Origin of the sequence: Streptococcus sp. FSL E2-3494 (genome assembly GCF_038007085.1) — a bacterium.
In the GTDB taxonomy this organism is placed as follows: Bacteria; Bacillota; Bacilli; order Lactobacillales; family Streptococcaceae; genus Streptococcus; species Streptococcus thermophilus.
Genome location: NZ_JBBOWN010000001.1, coordinates 1,541,128 through 1,557,822 on the forward strand (window position 1 = coordinate 1,541,128; position 16,695 = coordinate 1,557,822).

Below are 16,695 nucleotides of genomic sequence, written 5' to 3' on the forward strand. Positions count from 1 at the left end.
CATCATTATAGCATATTTATCCATCTTTTCCGTAATATTATCCTAAACAAGAATGATTCTAGAAAAGAAAAAACACAAACAGAAAAAGACTGGAAAGCTTCCAGTCTTCACAGACAATGTTTATATGCTTAATAGATATCTTACAAAACCTTACTCAAGAAATCCTTAGTACGCTCTTCCTTGGTATTGTCGAAAATTTCTCGTGGCGTGCCTTCTTCGACAATAACACCGCCATCCATAAAGATGACACGGTCAGCTACCTCATAGGCAAAGCCCATTTCGTGGGTAACGATTGCCATTGTCATCCCTGATTTAGCGAGGTCTTTCATAACTGCAAGAACTTCACCAACCATTTCTGGGTCAAGGGCTGATGTGGGTTCGTCAAACAAGAGAACGTCTGGATCCATAGCCAAACCACGAGCAATCGCAATACGTTGTTGCTGACCACCTGATAGACTCGTTGGGTAGGCATCTGCCTTATCTTTCAACCCAACCTTTTCTAAAAGCTCCATAGCCTTAGCTTCAGCATCAGCTTTAGAAACACCCTTAGTTTTAATCGGTGACAAAGTGATGTTTTCTTTAACCGTCATATTCGGGAAGAGGTTGAACTGTTGGAAAACCATTCCCATCTTTTCACGCATTTTGAAAATATCGTTGCTCTTGTCTGTAATATCTACACCTTCAAAGGAAATCACCCCTTTTGTAGGCGTTTCAAGTAAGTTCAATGAGCGTAGGAAAGTTGATTTACCAGATCCTGAAGGACCAATGATAACCACTACTTCACCTTTTTTAATATCTAAATCAATCCCTTTGAGAACTTTGTTTTTACCAAAATACTTGTGGAGATTTTTAATCTCAATAATTGTTTCTGCCATTATTTACGTCCCTTCCCAAGTCGTTTTTCCATTTGTTTCAAAAGTGCAGTCATAGCCGTTGTCACAATCAAATAATAGAAGGCTGCGAACAAGAGTGGTGTCAAAGTCAAGTAGGTTGTCGTTGCAACAGTTTGTGCACCATTCCACAACTCCATAACCCCGATAGTTTGCAAGAGTGAACTATCCTTGATAATGGTAACAAACTCGTTACCCAAAGCAGGCAAGATATTTTTAATAGCTTGAGGCAAGACCACATAACGCATGGTATTCCATGGTCGGATACCAAGTGAATAAGCTGCTTCAATCTGACCTTTAGGAATAGACTCAATACCTGCACGCACACTCTCAGAAATATAAGCACCACTGTTCAAAGAAAGGACGATAATACCTGGAACGATACGAGACAAATCAAGATTCAAAATCCCAAACTGAACGGTTGGAAGATTCATATGGATAAGGTTAAAAGCAATCATAATCTGTACAACCATAGGTGTTCCACGGAAAACCCAAACATAAAGGCTTACTAACCACTCCAATGGTTTGATTCCAGAACGTTTGGCCAAGGATACCAAGACACCAAGGATGGTTCCAAAGAAGACCACGCAGACTGAAATCATAATTGTTACTAAGACACCATAGTTAAAGTAAGACCAAAACTGTGGTAGAAATGAAAAATTCATCAAGATACTCCTTACTAATATTCTTCAATATTATATCAGAAGACTGTATAATAATAAAGCATTTTTCTTATAAATGCGATATTTCGGTATAAAAAAATAATGATTAACATAGCAATCAAAAACTCTACGAAAACTTTTGAAGTGACTTCATTTTTTTCAATTAAAACAAGCATAAACCGAAACTCTCGCCCTAAAAAAAACACCTGAAACTATTGAGTCCCAGGCATTTTGAATTTTTGGACCCCTATCTGAGGATCCAAATTAATTATTAGTAAAGCAAATCGTAGATTTCCATTGCAATCAAGTCGATGCTATCAAATGAGTATGACTCGCGAGCTTCAACGTCACGCAATATGTACACTGGACCATTTTCAGGATCGTCACTAAATGATACTTCAGCAACAACTACTCCTTCACGTTCAAAATTACGTTTCGAATTACCACCATCAGCCGCCATCATTTCCAGACGGTTAATGATTCTCACCAAATGTGATTCCATGTTATTTCTCCTATAAATTGTGTATTTCCTACTTATTTTATCACACTTACGGGAAAAATGGGGGAATTTTAAATATTTTTCAAGGAATTGTACATAATAGCCTTGATTGAATGCATACGATTCTCAGCTTCTTGGAAGATGATTTCACTGTATTTATGAAATACTTCATCTGTAATTTCTAACTCAGCCAGACCATATTTTTCATAAATTTCTTGTCCGATTTGAGTATTAAGATCATGAAATGCTGGGAGACAATGCATAACGATGACATCTGGATTTTCGACCTTAGCAAGTAAGCCTACGTTAATTTGATAAGGCAAAAGTAAATCTATCCTTGATTTAAAATTTACCTCTTCGCCCATAGAAACCCAGACATCAGTATAGAGCATATCCACTCCCTTAACCTCTGAGATATCATCTGTAATGGTTAAGTCAGCCCCATTATTATGTTTCTGAGCTAGCTCTACAATATCAGCCTCTGGCTGAAGTATTTCTGGCGAAATAATCTTAACATTAACGCCCAAGATAGCCGATGTCACCAAGAGAGAATTAGCAATATTGTTACGACCATCTCCAATATAAGCAATGGTCAAGCCCTCTAGACTACCAAAGTGCTCCTTCAAGGTCATGAAATCCGCAATCATCTGAGTTGGATGCCAAGTATCTGTCAAACCGTTCCAAACCGGAACACCAGAGTACTTAGCCAAGTCCTCAACATCCTCTTGTTTAAAACCACGGTACTCGATTCCATCAAACATAGAACCAAGGACCTTGGCCGTATCAACAACCGATTCCTTCTTACCCAGCTGAATGTCTCCAGCACCAAGATAGGTTACATTCATTCCTAGATCCTGACCAGCCACAGTGAAGGCTGAACGGGTTCTTGTCGATGTTTTTTCAAAAATCAATGCAATATTTAAACTATCTAAATATTTATGCGGAATTCTATTTTTCTTTAACTGTTTAAATTTTATAGATAAATCAATCAACTCCTCTAGTTCCTGTTTAGTAAAGTCGATTTCTTTCAAGAAGGATTTAGTTTGTGTCATAGGTATCTCTCTTTCATTCTGAATAATATAAAATATTATATTATATTTATGTATGTTCAACAAGTAATTTTGTATTAAAACTCATTTTTAGCAATCTTGTTCCTCAATTGCCAAAAATAGATTCTTTTTACTTGCAATATAACTAATGCATGCTATAATAGAATCATAGATTTGACCTTTTTTGACCAATATATTTTCAAATAAAGGTCTTTCCCAACTCAGATAGAAAGAGGTACTGATATGCTCTGCCAAAACTGTAACCTTAATGAAGCTAGTATCCATTTGTATACCAACGTAAATGGTAATCAGCAACAAGTTGACCTCTGTCAACATTGTTATAAAATCATGAAATCTGATCCAGAGAACCCCCTTAACCAATTCAATCAAGCAGGAGGTTCCAACTTCTTCGACGATTTCTTCAGTGACCTAAACAACTTCCGTTCTTCTAACGGAGACCTTCCTAATACACCTCCAACACAAGAGGGAGGTAACCGTGGAAACGGTGGTCCTCCAGGCCGTCCTGGAGGACCACGTCAACAAGCCCCTCAACAACCTCAAGGCCTTCTCGAAGAATTTGGAATTAATATCACAGATATTGCTCGTCGTGGAGACATTGATCCTGTCATTGGTCGTGACGAAGAAATCATTCGCGTCATCGAAATTCTGAACCGCCGTACCAAGAACAATCCTGTTCTTATCGGTGAACCTGGTGTTGGTAAGACCGCAGTAGTCGAAGGACTTGCCCAAAAAATCGTTGATGGAGATGTGCCACAAAAACTCCAAAGCAAGCAAGTTATCCGTCTTGATGTTGTAAGCCTAGTTCAAGGGACTGGTATCCGCGGCCAGTTCGAAGAACGCATGCAAAAGCTCATGGAGGAAATCCGCCAACGTCAGGATGTTATCCTCTTTATTGATGAAATCCATGAAATTGTAGGAGCTGGTAATACTGGGGACGGCAATATGGATGCTGGAAACATCTTAAAACCTGCACTTGCCCGTGGAGAGCTTCAACTTGTTGGAGCAACAACACTCAACGAATACCGTATCATTGAGAAAGATGCGGCACTCGAACGTCGTATGCAACCTGTTAAGGTAGATGAGCCAACAGTTGAGGAAACAATCACAATTTTGCGTGGTATCCAGCCTAAATATCAAGACTACCACCATGTCAAATACACTGATGAAGCCATTACTGCAGCTGCAGAATTATCCAACCGCTACATTCAGGACCGTTTCTTGCCAGACAAGGCCATCGATCTTCTCGATGAATCTGGCTCTAAGATGAATTTAACCCTCAATTTTATCGATCCTAAGGACCTCGATAAACGTTTGATTGAAGCTGAGAATCTTAAAGCTCAGGCTACTCGTGACGAAGACTTTGAAAAAGCTGCTTATTTCCGTGACCAAATTGCTAAATACAAGGAAATGCAACAGCAAACCATCAAAGACCAAGATATGCCTATCATTACTGAAAAACATATCGAAGCCATTGTCGAGCAAAAAACCAATATTCCTATCGGTGATTTAAAAGAAAAAGAACAATCTCAACTTCTCAACCTCGCCGATGACCTTAAGGCGCATGTTATTGGCCAAGATGCCGCAGTTGATAAGATTGCCAAAGCTATCCGCCGTAATCGTGTTGGACTCGGTGCACCAAACCGCCCAATTGGTAGCTTCCTATTTGTGGGTCCTACAGGAGTCGGTAAAACCGAGCTCTCTAAACAGTTAGCCATCGAGCTCTTTGGTTCATCTGATAGTATGATTCGTTTTGACATGTCAGAATACATGGAAAAACACGCTGTTGCTAAATTGGTCGGTGCTCCTCCAGGCTATGTTGGTTACGACGAAGCTGGGCAATTAACTGAAAAAGTCCGCCGTAACCCTTATTCACTCATTCTCCTTGATGAGATTGAAAAAGCTCACCCAGATGTTCTTCACATGTTCCTTCAGGTACTTGACGATGGTCGTCTGACTGATGGTCAAGGTAGAACTGTAAGTTTCAAAGATACCATCATCATCATGACTTCAAATGCTGGTACTGGTAAAGTGGAAGCTAGTGTAGGTTTTGGAGCTGCTCGTGAGAATCGTACCAATTCTATTATCAACCAACTCGGAGATTTCTTCAGTCCTGAATTCATGAACCGTTTTGACGGTATTATCGAGTTCAATGCCCTAAGCAAGGAAAATCTCCTTACTATCGTGGACCTTATGCTTGATGGCGTCAACCAACGCTTGGCAAACAACGGTATCTACCTCAGTGTAACTGATAAAGTTAAGGAAAAACTGGTTGACCTTGGTTATGATCCTAAGATGGGTGCTCGACCATTGCGTCGTACAATCCAAGACCACATTGAAGATGCTATTACAGACTTCTACCTTAAAAATCCAAATGAAAAAGATCTCAAGGCTGTAATGACTTCAAAGGGGAACATCACCATTAAATCTGCTAAAAAAACTGAAAAAACTTCTCAGAAAACTGAAGCATTAAAAGAAGCCAACTAAGGAAAGAAACCAGGTCGAATGACCTGGTTTCTTATACTTTTACATTTTCTCTTTGTGAAATTATCCCTAATTCTGCCTAAATCAATAGGAAAATGAGGAGTTTTTTAGTATAATGTAGGAAAATAAACCTAAGGAGCAACTCATGAACCCAACATTTGGTGACAAGGTTGAGGAAGCTCATTATCAAACACGTTACGGTGTGTATGCTGTAATTCCTAACCAAGACAAGACAAAGATCATTTTAGTACAGGCTCCTAATGGTTCTTGGTTTCTCCCAGGCGGAGAAATCGAAGCAGGCGAGGATCACTTTAGTGCCTTAAAACGCGAGTTAATTGAAGAAATTGGGTACACAGCCATTTTAGGTCAGTACTATGGACAAGCTGACGAATACTTTTATTCAAGCCATCGTGACACATACTACTACAATCCAGCCTACATTTATGAAGTTGTAAATTTTTCAGAGATTGGCAAGCCCCTTGAAGATTTCAACAACCTGGCATGGTTTCCAATTGATGAAGCAATTGCCAAGCTAAAACGTGGTAGCCATAAATGGGGAATCGAACAATGGAAAGAAGGCAATACACTAACTGCCAAATCCTAGGAGGAAACTATGAAACTCATTAATACGACCCAGACCCATCATGAACTAGTTAACAATCAACTCGATAATACAGATGCCTTTCTTGTAGAGACATACTCTGCTGGAAATACAGATATTGTCTTTACACAAGCACCGAAACATTACGAACTTCTGATTTCAAATGAACACCGTGCTGTTATGGACAACGAATTAGAAGTTATCCGTGAATTCTTTCTCAAACGAAAAATTGACAAAGACATCGTTTTGATGGACAAACTAAGAACAGTACACACAGATAAATTAATTGAGATCTCATTCCCAACAACTGTATAAATTCAAAAAGAAGCCGTAGCCAACCGCCACAGCTTCTTTTTTATAAGACTTTAGAAGCTTGGTCCAAGACTTCCATAACCTGGCGGCTATGCTTCAACTGCTTGGCAACATTTTCAAAATCCATTGTCGCAATCATTTTTTCAAAAGCTACAAATTCATCATACATACGATGGTTTGGGTTATTAAGGTTAGTCACAGTCTCTTCTTGACCATTAAGAGTAAGACCAATTTCAGGAAGGGTGTTGGTTGCACCAAAAATGGTAATAGCTCCCTTATCACCTTGAATAGTCGAGCGAATTTCAGCACTACAGTCCTTTGCTCCAATGGCAACAGCCTTAAAGTTACCATAGTCCAAAACTAAAATTCCTGAAGTATCTACTCCTCGCTCTACATTCGGTAGATATTCCACACGATTAGGATTTCCAAAAAGACCAACAAGAAGGTGAATATTATAAATATTAAGATCTCTAAGCGCTCCACCACCCATTTCAGGATTGAAGGCAGGAGCAATTTCTCCTCGCTTAAAGGCATCGTAACGTGACGAATATTGGGAATAATTGATGTTAACAATTTTGATATCACCAATTTCAGATAAATAGTCCTTGATAACTTTAAAATTTTCCAAATATTGATTTGTTATTGCTTCTATCAAGAGAAGCTCTTTTTCTTGAGCAAGCTTAATCAGCTCTTCGAACTCTTCCAAATGCAGGGTAAAAGGTTTCTCACAGATGACATGCTTGCCAGCCAGAAGTGCTTGCTTGGCATAATCATAGTGAGTATGATTGGGTGTTCCAACATAAATGGTGTCAATATCTGGATTGGACAAGATGACTTCATAATCACTTGTCGCCTGAGTTAGACCATATTGTTTGGCTAAAGTTTCAGCCTTATCAAGTGATCGTGGTGTCGACATTATAGCCTCCAGCTCAATGCCCTCAATAGTCGTTAACACAGGAAGGACCTCTGTAACAATCATTCCTGTACCTAATAATGCCAGTTTCATTAAACTACCTCCTTCTTTCTCTAAACTCTTTTATACATGGAGTAATTCCATAAACACAACTATAATGAAAGAGGACTCCCATAGAAGCCCTCCGAGACTTAGTTACGTCCAAGCAGTTTCTTAACTCCTTGAATAGCTTTATATTTTAGCGGTTTTGGATAATAACGAAAAGTACCCATCTTACGAACGATATAACCATTAAAGTTTTGTTTAAATCGCAAAACACCATCAGAACCATCAAAGATGCCCATGATACCAAGGAAATTATAGAAACCAATACCACGTTTAATAGCCTGTGTCATCACATACTCCTGCAAGAGTGCAGGTGCATAAAACTTATTAAATTCAGGGTAAGAGCCACTGAAAAGATAGACTGCCTCTTGAGGTGTGTAAACGAAAAGACTTCCGGCTAGAACAATGTCTTCCTGACCATACTTGTCAATAAAGGCAGTTGCTTCGCCCTTGCGAACATCAAAAGTCTCAAACTGACTTGATAGCTCCCTCAACTGGTTTTGTTTTTTCTCAGATTTTGGATTGGCATCTAAATCAGCTTGCAATTTGACAATTCTAGCTCTCAACTTTGCCTGATCACTCTCTAAATGATCAAAGTAATCTTGAAAATTCAGGGTAGCTACCATAAAATCAGCATTATCACCAAAAGCATCATAAAAATCTTGATAATAATCTAAAGATTTGTCACTATACTCACGACGATCAGAGGTCGCTGAAGTGATTTCTTTAAAAATAGATAACTCATCGCGTTTCAATTTCTTCAGTTTAATACCGAATGTTTTGGCTTTTTTTACAAGAGGTTTCCCTTTTTTACTGAATGATTTGATGAGATCTTTTTCTTCAATCCCAGACAATTCTTTAACATAGTGCCAATCGGGCTCACCACCAGGATACCCTGTCTGCAAACCATCAAAACTATAACCTAGGTCAGTCAATTGACTAATCAATTGCTTCTGCTCACTACTTATTGGTTCACCATTACTATCAAAGATTTGATAAGTATCATAAGGTTTGATTACCAGTTCAAGAGCACCATTTGCCTTAGCATAGTCCTTCAAACATTGGTAAAAGTCACTTAGATGAGCCACACTTGAGTGAATTGGTCCACAATTCACCTCCATACGAAGCCCACCGGTCATAGGCATACTATAGACAATCGCTGAAACTTCTATTTGGTTACCTTCTTTCCAGGCAACATAGCTAATGCTAAATCCACGTTTCTCAAGAAGCTTAGCCATTTCTTCAGTTTGCATAAAAGAACGCTCAGAAACCTGTTGAGCATGTGTATTAAATTCTTCTTTAGTTACTTGAATAAAGCTCATTTTTTTCCTTCCTAAAATGGATACAGTAAATTACTAGTGAGATAAACAGCAAGAGAACAAGTATTGCCACTAACGGTAGTCGGATTGGACGACAATTAAGCAACAAATCCCCACTGACAGCATAAATAACGGAGAGTGGGGTCATTCCAATTAGTGGCGCTAAAATCCTTGTCCTTGTGGGTAATTTCATCTGAACATAAGCGTAATTGACCAAAGCTGATGGGATAAAAGGAATAGAGAATGCTAGGAAAATACCAATAAAGCGATGTTTAAAGTACTCATCATAGTTTAGGAGTTTCTCCATACGTTTAGACTTATCAAGTCTTCTTAAAATTTCAATTCTAGTCAAATTATCAAAAGTATTACCTATAATATTCAAGGGAATTGAAAGCAAAGGGGCATAAAGTAGCCCAACAAAAATACAAAAAATAGAACTTGAAACTCCAAAAATAGCTAATGACAGAATCATGAGACTAATAAGAACAAGTGCATTTAAAAAATTTGCCTGCTTAAAAACCAATTTTAAAAAGGTTTGATCATGATTAGCATTCCTCTATTTCTTGATTTTGGGGATAAAGTTATTTAAAAGAAGCCATAAGATTACCAGAATTAAACCTACTATCCCTATAAAAAATACCCTTTTTAGTCATTACATTTTCACAAATTTAATCACTCCTTTTATTATAACAAAAAAATACCTTCATTGATTTAGAAAGGCATCTTTTACTGTGATTACTTGTTAATCAAATTTTCTTGAGACTTGTTTTCCAAGGTACCATTTTTAAAGTTAAGAGTAAGGCTACCTGTTTTCCCTTTCTTAGTTACAAGGTTAGATGACCAAAGTGCTTGTGTCATTGTCGCATCAGAAGAAACAGCGATAGAATAAACATCTGGTACCCCAAGTGTTTTGACCGCATTATCATAGCTAGTTCCATTTTTAAGATCTTCATACATTTTCAAAGTGATTTTAGAATCCCGAACGTAAGAAAAAGTTGAAATTGACTTAACAACGGTACTATTGTTAAAAAGTTTTGCTGTAACAACAACATTATCATACTGCCAATTATAGACATCAAGCGTGGCGTCTCCTGCCTGCTCATGACTAGTTGATGTTGGCTCACCAAACCACCCCTTCAAACTATCAAGATTTGATCCCCCAGAAAACTCCTGAGAAGCATTTGCCATGATAATCTTATCAAAGTTCTGACGAACATTTCCATGCTTAACAGTTAAAACCTTTGATGCTTCATTATCCAAAGAACCTTTCGTCTCAGTCTTAGACGAAGAATTTCCGCAAGCAGCTAAGGAAACAAGTGAGACACCTAAAACGGTCAAAGACAAAAATTTTTTCATAATAAGTTACTATACACAAATAAAAGGCTGACGCCTCAAGTTTTTATGGAGCCGGTGGGAGTCGAACCCACGTCCAAGCATCTGCCAACATATTCGTCTACGACCATAGGTTATGTCTTTCATTTAACAGATAGGCGACACATAACTCAAGCCTTCTATATGCGAGCCTATAAATCTCTTTTCGACCAGCTAGGCAATGATCGAACGTAGCTTATAAATCAATAAAACTTCTAAACAAACATAAGCAATCTGCTAGAAGTCACGCGAGCAGGTGTTTAGGCTGCTACAGCGTAAGAATTAGTATTTTTTGCAGTTATATTTAACTGAGCGTTAACGTCGCCACACGAGTCGCAGAATATGCCTCATAATGCCTGTCGAATCCGTAACGACCCCAATATGAGATATTGATTATTATAGCAAAATTTTTAATAAATAGCAAAAAATTACCAAGATATACACAAAAGTATAGACTATGTACAATTTATTAGCATCTAGCTTTCTACCCAATTTACAGAAATAGATAATTCGGTTATTATTACAAATTACTATTCATTGACTTTCTCCCTAAACTCTAAAGATACTATATATCAGTTACCTTTTCTAACATTCCCTGAATTTAAAGAGCACTCTTGATAGATTTAACAACTAAAAAACGCTGAAAGCACTACGCTCTCAACGTTTCCACTTTGCACCCTAAGGGAATCGAACCCCTATCTCAAGAACCGGAATCTTACGTGATATCCATTACACTAAGGGTGCTAACAGTATACTATTATAGCATACTATATAATATAAAAAAAGACATGTTTCCATGTCTCTTTATTATCTTACAATTCGATATCTCCGAAAAGATCCGCCATTGAGAATCCAGATTGAGTTTCTGGAAGTTCGTAGTCACGTTTTTCTTGACGTTTTGGACGGCGTGGACGAGATTGACGCTTTTCGTTGTTTTCCCCTTCAGCGTTAGCTGGACGTTCTTCAAGAGCTTTGATAGAAAGTGATACACGTTCTGCATCAGCGTTTACTTCAAGAACTTTAACAGTAACGTCTTGACCTACTGAAAGAACATCTTTTGGATTTTCAACACGTTTGTGTGAAATTTGTGAGATGTGAACAAGTCCATCGATTCCTGGTAATACTTCAACGAAACCACCAAAGTCAGTCAAACGCTTAACTTTACCTTCGATTACATCACCAGCAGCAAGTTTTTGTTCAACACCATCCCATGGTCCAGGTGTTGTTGCTTTAAGTGAGAGTGATACACGTCCTGCTTCTTCGTCGATAGCAAGAACTTTAACTTCAACTTCATCACCAACAGATACAACTGATTTAGGTGAAACGTTACGTTCGTGAGACAATTCAGTCACGTGAACAAGTCCGTCTACACCACCAAGGTCAATGAAAGCACCGAAGCTTGTCAAACGAGCAACTTTACCAGTTACTACTGAACCAACTTCAAGTTTAGAGAAGACTTCTTTACGAGCTTCTATAGCTTCTGCTTCAACAACTTCACGACGTGAAAGGATGAAACGGTTTTCAGCTGGATCAACTTCTTTAATTTTAGCGTCAAATTCTTGACCTACGAATTTTTCAGTGTTACGAACAAAACGAGTATCAATCATTGAGGCTGGAATAAATCCACGGAGTCCTTCAAATTCAACTGAAAGTCCACCTTTAACAGCACGTGTTACTTTAACAGTAACAACTTCTTCTTCACGACCAACAAGTTTATCCCAAGCTTTGCGAGCCTCCAAGCGTTTTTTAGATACAAGGTAAGTTACAGTATCAGTATCTTTACCAACAACTTGACGAAGAACAAGCACTTCAAGTGTTTCACCATCTTTAACAAGGTCGGCAACGTTTGCGTCACGTTCATTTGTCAATTCACGACGTGTCAAAACACCTTCGATACCTGTTCCTTCGATAACAACATTTGCTTGATCATTATCTACTGAGATAACTTCAGCTGTTACAACGTCACCTGTGCTAACTTCGCTAACACTATTTAGCAATTCTTCAAATTCGTTCATTCTAAAAAAATCCTCCAACAAGAGCCAGCCAATTCTGACCCTTGATAACAATATATTTTTCAAGGTACCCGCAAAGACAATTATTAACATAGACGGTGCCAATGCACCCGATACCATTGACTGGGGTAGCTGGATTCGAACCAACGCATGAGGGAGTCAAAGTCCCTTGCCTTACCGCTTGGCTATACCCCAATAACAAAATGCTATAAAAAAACATCTAAGCACTTGATATCGTATATTCCGATTCAGTTTCTTAGACATGGAGAGAGAGGGATTCGAACCCCCGAACCCGAAGGAGCGGATTTACAGTCCGCCGCGTTTAGCCTCTTCGCTATCTCTCCTTAAGAACAAGAAACAGTATAACACAGTTTCTTGATCAAAGCAAGCCTTTACTTTGGATTTTAATGATTAAGATTGTAGGCTTCGATAATGGCAGCTATTGCATCATCCATTTTCTTGTGGAAACCTGCTACATTTTCTTTATCAACAACGGCAAACTTTCCATCGATTTCTACAATTTGTCCGATGACTTTCTTTCCAACAAGAAGCTCAAAACCTTCAATGGTTGCTTTGTTTACAATGACTTTGGCATCTTTGATTTGGATTTCAATTTTTTTGTCTTTTTTACTCATAGATCTATACCCGATACCTAAATCGAGCCATCCTTTCTTAGTGTATGTCCTTAATTTTACCGAAAAAGAGAAAAGCTTGCAAGGGCAAGCTTTAAAATAATCATTTATTTACTTGGAATTAGTCAACTTTGACAATCCATCCTTCTGGGGCCTCAACGTCACCAAATTGGATACCTGTTAGCTCATCATAAAGTTTACGTGTTACAGGTCCGACTTCTGTTTCTGAATAGAAGACATGGAAGTCATCACCGTGTTGTACACCACCAATTGGTGTGATAACAGCAGCTGTACCACAGGCACCGGCTTCGACAAATTTATCCAACTCGGCAATCTTAACATCACCTTGAATAGCTTTCATACCAAAACGATTTTCAGCCAGGTAAAGCAATGAGAATTTCGTAATTGATGGCAAGATAGATGGGCTAAGCGGAGTAATGAACTCATTATCTGCTGTAATCCCAAAGAAGTTTGCAGAACCGACTTCTTCAATCTTAGTGTGGGTTGCTGGGTCAAGGTAGATAACATCAGAGAAATTAGAATCATGGGCAATTTTCCCTGGCAACATACTTGCCGCGTAGTTACCACCAACCTTAGCAGCACCTGTACCATGTGGTGCTGCACGGTCATATTCGTCCTGGATAAGGAAATTCGTTGGAGCCAATCCGCCTTTGAAGTAGTTCCCTACTGGCATAGCGAAAATTGTAAAGATATACTCATCTGCCGGGTGAACACCAATAATGTCTCCAACCCCAATCAAGAGTGGACGAAGATAAAGTGTTGCGCCAGTACCATATGGTGGGACGTATTCTTCATTAGCACGGACTACTTTTTTACAAGCATCTACAAATTTTTCCACTGGAACTTGTGGCATCAAAAGACGATCAGCAGTACGTTGTAGACGTTTGGCATTTTCATCTGGACGGAACAATTGAATAGAGCCATCTTTAGTGCGGTAAGCTTTGAGACCTTCAAAAGCTTCTTGACCATAGTGAAGGGCTGGAGATGATTCTGAAATGTGCAAGGTTGCATCCTCAGTCAATTGCCCCTCATCCCATTTACCATCTTTGTAATATGAAATATAACGGAATGGAAGTTTACGGTAATTAAATCCTAAATTTTCCCAGTCTAAATCAACTGTCATGTGTATGTCCTCTTTTCTGTTACTATGTGCTCTCTAGTATAGTCCTTTTCATTGAAAATTTCAATGTTATTTTGCAAAATTCTGACAATTATTTTATAAGAGTTATTTTGTCAGCCAAAGAAAAAACTCTGTCCTCTAGTAAGAGAACAAAGCTTTCTTAACTCTATTTTTTAAGAATTTTGGCTGAGAAGACTTCCTTATCTGCTAGTCCTTCAATGAAACTTCCATTGCTAGTACGCTCTGACAGATTAAGAAGTGATAAATCAACCTCTGCAGTTTCACCTGTCGTAGCTATTACAAACAAGATCTGAGGAGTCTCTTCTACTGGTGTTGCTAGAAGATCTATCTCAGCTCCAGCATTTTCTGTAAAGACTGGACCAGCTGTGAAGACACGGTGAGGCTTGGTCTTAAGATCACGAAGAACCTGGAGACCTCGACCAGCTCGCTTAGCCCGTGGAATATCGGACGTCGCCACACGTTTGAGACTAGCTCGTTGTGTAAGTAAGTAGAAACTTTGCGTATTTGCCACAAAAACGGCTTGAACCTTGTCGTCATCCTTAAGATTGATTGCCTTAACACCTACTGCCTTAGCACCAACCACTGGAACTTCATCCGCATTGAAACGAAGGGCATATCCTTTTTGAGTGATAATCATGATATCATCCAATTGAATTGGAGTTACTGTGACAATCATATCACTTTCATCCTTGAGTTTACCATATTTAACTGACTTAGACTTATAGGTACGCCATGGCGTAAATTCCTTACGTTCGAAACGTTTAATTTGACCAAGCTTAGTGGTTGCCAGGTAAGTACCAGTTTCAAAATCATCCAGGATTTCTGCATAAAGCACTTTTTCATCTTTTGAAAAATTAGTTATAGTTTGTGATAAATGCTCTCCTAGATCCTTCCAACGAATATCTGGTAACTCATGTATTGGACGATAAATCACATTGGCCTGATTGGTAAAAATCAAGAGATGCTGTGTCGTCTTAGCCTGCTGAACCAGAATCAAATCATCATCATCACGTTTTCCAACTTCTTCAATCATCGAAGCATTGAAAGATCGTGGGCTAGTACGTTTGACATAACCACCACGAGTGATGCTGACATAGGTTTCTTCTTCAACAATCAGACTTGCGGTATCAATTTCAATAGTCTTGGTTTCTGCTTGCAACTCTGAACGACGGTCATTTCCAAATTTCTTCTTAATATCACGAAGTTCACGTTTCATGACATTAAACATGGTACGCTCATCACCAATGATGGCAGCCAAGGTCGCAATCTGTTCACGTAAATTGGCTTCCTCATTTTGGAGAGCGACGATATCCGTATTTGTTAAACGATAAAGTTGCAAGGTCACGATAGCTTCGGCTTGTTCTTCTGAAAAATCATAGCTGACTTTAAGATTTTCCTTGGCATCTGCCTTATTTTCAGAAGCTCTGATAAGGGAAATAACCTCATCCAAAATTGAGATAACACGAATCAACCCTTCAACAATATGAAGGCGTTTTTCAGCCTTTTCCTTATCAAATTTTGAACGAGCAACGATAATATCGCGACGGTGAGCAATGTAGCTAGACAAAATCTTTTGTAAGCCCACTTGACGTGGGGTGAAATGATCAATAGCCACCATATTGAAATTGTAGTTGACCTGCAGATCCGTATATTTCAAAAGGTAGTTAAGAATGGTTTGGCTGTCAGCATCCTTCTTAAGTTCGATAGCAATACGCAAGCCTGAACGGTCAGACTCATCACGAACTTCTGCAATGCCTGGAACCTTGTTATTGACTCGAATATCATCAATTTTTTTAACAAGAACTGCCTTATTAACATCGTAAGGAATTTCAGTAACAATAATCTGTTTCTTGCCACCTTTGAGTTGTTCAATTTCAGTACGCGAACGCACGACTACTCGGCCCTTACCAGTTTCGTAAGCCTTACGAATCTCATCTTTCCCCTGAATAATAGCACCTGTCGGGAAATCTGGTCCAGGCAAGAATTCCATCAACTTATCCAGTTTAGCAGATGGATGGTCAATCATATAAACAACGGCATCGATGACTTCTGCCAGATTATGTGGCGGAATGTCTGTAGCATAACCAGCAGAAATCCCTGTCGCACCATTGACCAAAAGGTTTGGAAAGGCTGCAGGTAAAACGGTTGGTTCCTTCTCTGTATCATCAAAGTTCCAAGCCCAAGGAACAGTGTTTTTATCGATATCTTGAAGAAGGTACCCAGCAATCTCTGACAAGCGTGCCTCGGTATAACGCATAGCCGCTGGTGGATCACCGTCCATAGAACCATTGTTACCGTGCATCTCAACTAGGATTTCACGATTCTTCCAGTCCTGGGACATACGCACCATGGCATCGTAAATAGAGCTATCACCATGTGGGTGGAAATTACCCATGATGTTACCAACAGACTTAGCCGATTTACGATAGCCTTTGTCATAGGTATTGCCATCCTTATTCATGGAATAAAGAATACGACGTTGAACGGGTTTCAGACCGTCACGAATGTCAGGAAGCGCACGCTCCTGAATGATGTATTTGGAGTAGCGTCCAAAACGCTCTCCCATGATGTCCTCAAGGGACATGTTTTGAATGTTAGACATAAGATACAAAGGGACGATTCGGCTTGCCGAAAATCTCTGTAGAAAAATAGGAAACCGATGCAAG

The 16,695-nt window shown here is 39.0% G+C and carries 15 protein-coding genes, 3 tRNA genes and 1 other RNA gene; 3 read left to right on the forward strand and 16 right to left on the reverse strand.

Annotated elements, in window-relative coordinates:
* Positions 1 to 140: 140 nt before the first annotated feature.
* From NST05_RS07975 to argF, 4 genes are all read right to left on the reverse strand, one after another.
* Positions 141 to 875, reverse strand: coding sequence for an amino acid ABC transporter ATP-binding protein (locus NST05_RS07975; protein WP_340742973.1), 735 nt, complete (start codon positions 873 to 875; stop codon positions 141 to 143).
* Complete coding sequence (locus NST05_RS07980) at positions 875 to 1,555, reverse strand: amino acid ABC transporter permease (RefSeq protein WP_014608117.1); 681 nt, start codon at positions 1,553 to 1,555, stop codon at positions 875 to 877. The genes NST05_RS07975 and NST05_RS07980 overlap by 1 nt, the downstream gene beginning before the upstream one ends.
* Positions 1,556 to 1,823: 268 nt before the next feature.
* Positions 1,824 to 2,054, reverse strand: a complete 231-nt coding sequence (locus NST05_RS07985; RefSeq protein WP_179972784.1) for a DUF1797 family protein — start codon at positions 2,052 to 2,054, stop codon at positions 1,824 to 1,826.
* A gap of 68 nt (positions 2,055 to 2,122) precedes the next feature.
* A complete protein-coding gene (gene argF / locus NST05_RS07990; protein WP_340742974.1) occupies positions 2,123 to 3,103 on the reverse strand; it encodes an ornithine carbamoyltransferase in 981 nt (326 codons plus the stop codon).
* Positions 3,104 to 3,343: 240 nt separating this feature from the next.
* Between argF and NST05_RS07995 the strand changes: the two genes are divergently transcribed.
* From NST05_RS07995 to NST05_RS08005, 3 genes are all read left to right on the forward strand, one after another.
* Positions 3,344 to 5,605, forward strand: coding sequence for an ATP-dependent Clp protease ATP-binding subunit (locus NST05_RS07995; protein WP_340742975.1), 2,262 nt, complete (start codon positions 3,344 to 3,346; stop codon positions 5,603 to 5,605).
* A 142-nt stretch (positions 5,606 to 5,747) separates the two neighbouring features.
* Positions 5,748 to 6,206, forward strand: coding sequence for an NUDIX hydrolase (locus NST05_RS08000; protein WP_179972781.1), 459 nt, complete (start codon positions 5,748 to 5,750; stop codon positions 6,204 to 6,206).
* Positions 6,207 to 6,215: 9 nt separating this feature from the next.
* Positions 6,216 to 6,518: a DUF1827 family protein gene (locus tag NST05_RS08005; protein ID WP_179972780.1), complete on the forward strand. Its 303-nt coding sequence runs from the start codon at positions 6,216 to 6,218 to the stop codon at positions 6,516 to 6,518.
* A 40-nt stretch (positions 6,519 to 6,558) separates the two neighbouring features.
* On the opposite strand, the gene NST05_RS08010 is transcribed toward NST05_RS08005, so the two are convergent.
* The 12 genes from NST05_RS08010 to parC form a co-directional block, all read right to left on the reverse strand.
* A complete protein-coding gene (locus NST05_RS08010) occupies positions 6,559 to 7,521 on the reverse strand; it encodes a Gfo/Idh/MocA family protein (RefSeq protein ID WP_340742976.1) in 963 nt (320 codons plus the stop codon).
* A gap of 98 nt (positions 7,522 to 7,619) precedes the next feature.
* Complete coding sequence (locus NST05_RS08015) at positions 7,620 to 8,855, reverse strand: aminoacyltransferase (RefSeq protein ID WP_340742977.1); 1,236 nt, start codon at positions 8,853 to 8,855, stop codon at positions 7,620 to 7,622.
* Entirely contained in the window at positions 8,833 to 9,324 is a 492-nt protein-coding gene (locus NST05_RS08020; protein WP_014727379.1) for a TVP38/TMEM64 family protein, read from the reverse strand. The genes NST05_RS08015 and NST05_RS08020 overlap by 23 nt, the downstream gene beginning before the upstream one ends.
* A 263-nt stretch (positions 9,325 to 9,587) precedes the next feature.
* The gene (locus NST05_RS08025; protein WP_014621341.1) at positions 9,588 to 10,208 is read right to left on the reverse strand and encodes a DUF3862 domain-containing protein; all 621 of its coding nucleotides are present in this window, start codon (positions 10,206 to 10,208) and stop codon (positions 9,588 to 9,590) included.
* Between the two features lie 43 nt (positions 10,209 to 10,251).
* Positions 10,252 to 10,601, reverse strand: a transfer-messenger RNA (tmRNA) gene (gene ssrA, locus NST05_RS08030).
* Between the two features lie 294 nt (positions 10,602 to 10,895).
* Positions 10,896 to 10,967, reverse strand: a tRNA-Arg gene (locus NST05_RS08035).
* 68 nt (positions 10,968 to 11,035) lie between these two features.
* Positions 11,036 to 12,238, reverse strand: coding sequence for a 30S ribosomal protein S1 (gene rpsA / locus NST05_RS08040; RefSeq protein WP_084828591.1), 1,203 nt, complete (start codon positions 12,236 to 12,238; stop codon positions 11,036 to 11,038).
* 120 nt (positions 12,239 to 12,358) lie between these two features.
* Positions 12,359 to 12,430, reverse strand: a tRNA-Gln gene (locus NST05_RS08045).
* A 68-nt stretch (positions 12,431 to 12,498) separates the two neighbouring features.
* A tRNA-Tyr gene (locus NST05_RS08050) sits at positions 12,499 to 12,579 on the reverse strand.
* 60 nt (positions 12,580 to 12,639) lie between these two features.
* Positions 12,640 to 12,870 (reverse strand): DUF2969 domain-containing protein, encoded by a 231-nt coding sequence (locus tag NST05_RS08055; RefSeq protein ID WP_002950172.1) that lies wholly within the window; start codon positions 12,868 to 12,870, stop codon positions 12,640 to 12,642.
* Between the two features lie 118 nt (positions 12,871 to 12,988).
* Positions 12,989 to 14,017 (reverse strand): branched-chain amino acid aminotransferase, encoded by a 1,029-nt coding sequence (locus NST05_RS08060; RefSeq protein ID WP_255408489.1) that lies wholly within the window; start codon positions 14,015 to 14,017, stop codon positions 12,989 to 12,991.
* A gap of 157 nt (positions 14,018 to 14,174) precedes the next feature.
* Entirely contained in the window at positions 14,175 to 16,631 is a 2,457-nt protein-coding gene (gene parC / locus NST05_RS08065; RefSeq protein ID WP_084828590.1) for a DNA topoisomerase IV subunit A, read from the reverse strand.
* Positions 16,632 to 16,695 lie beyond the last annotated feature (64 nt).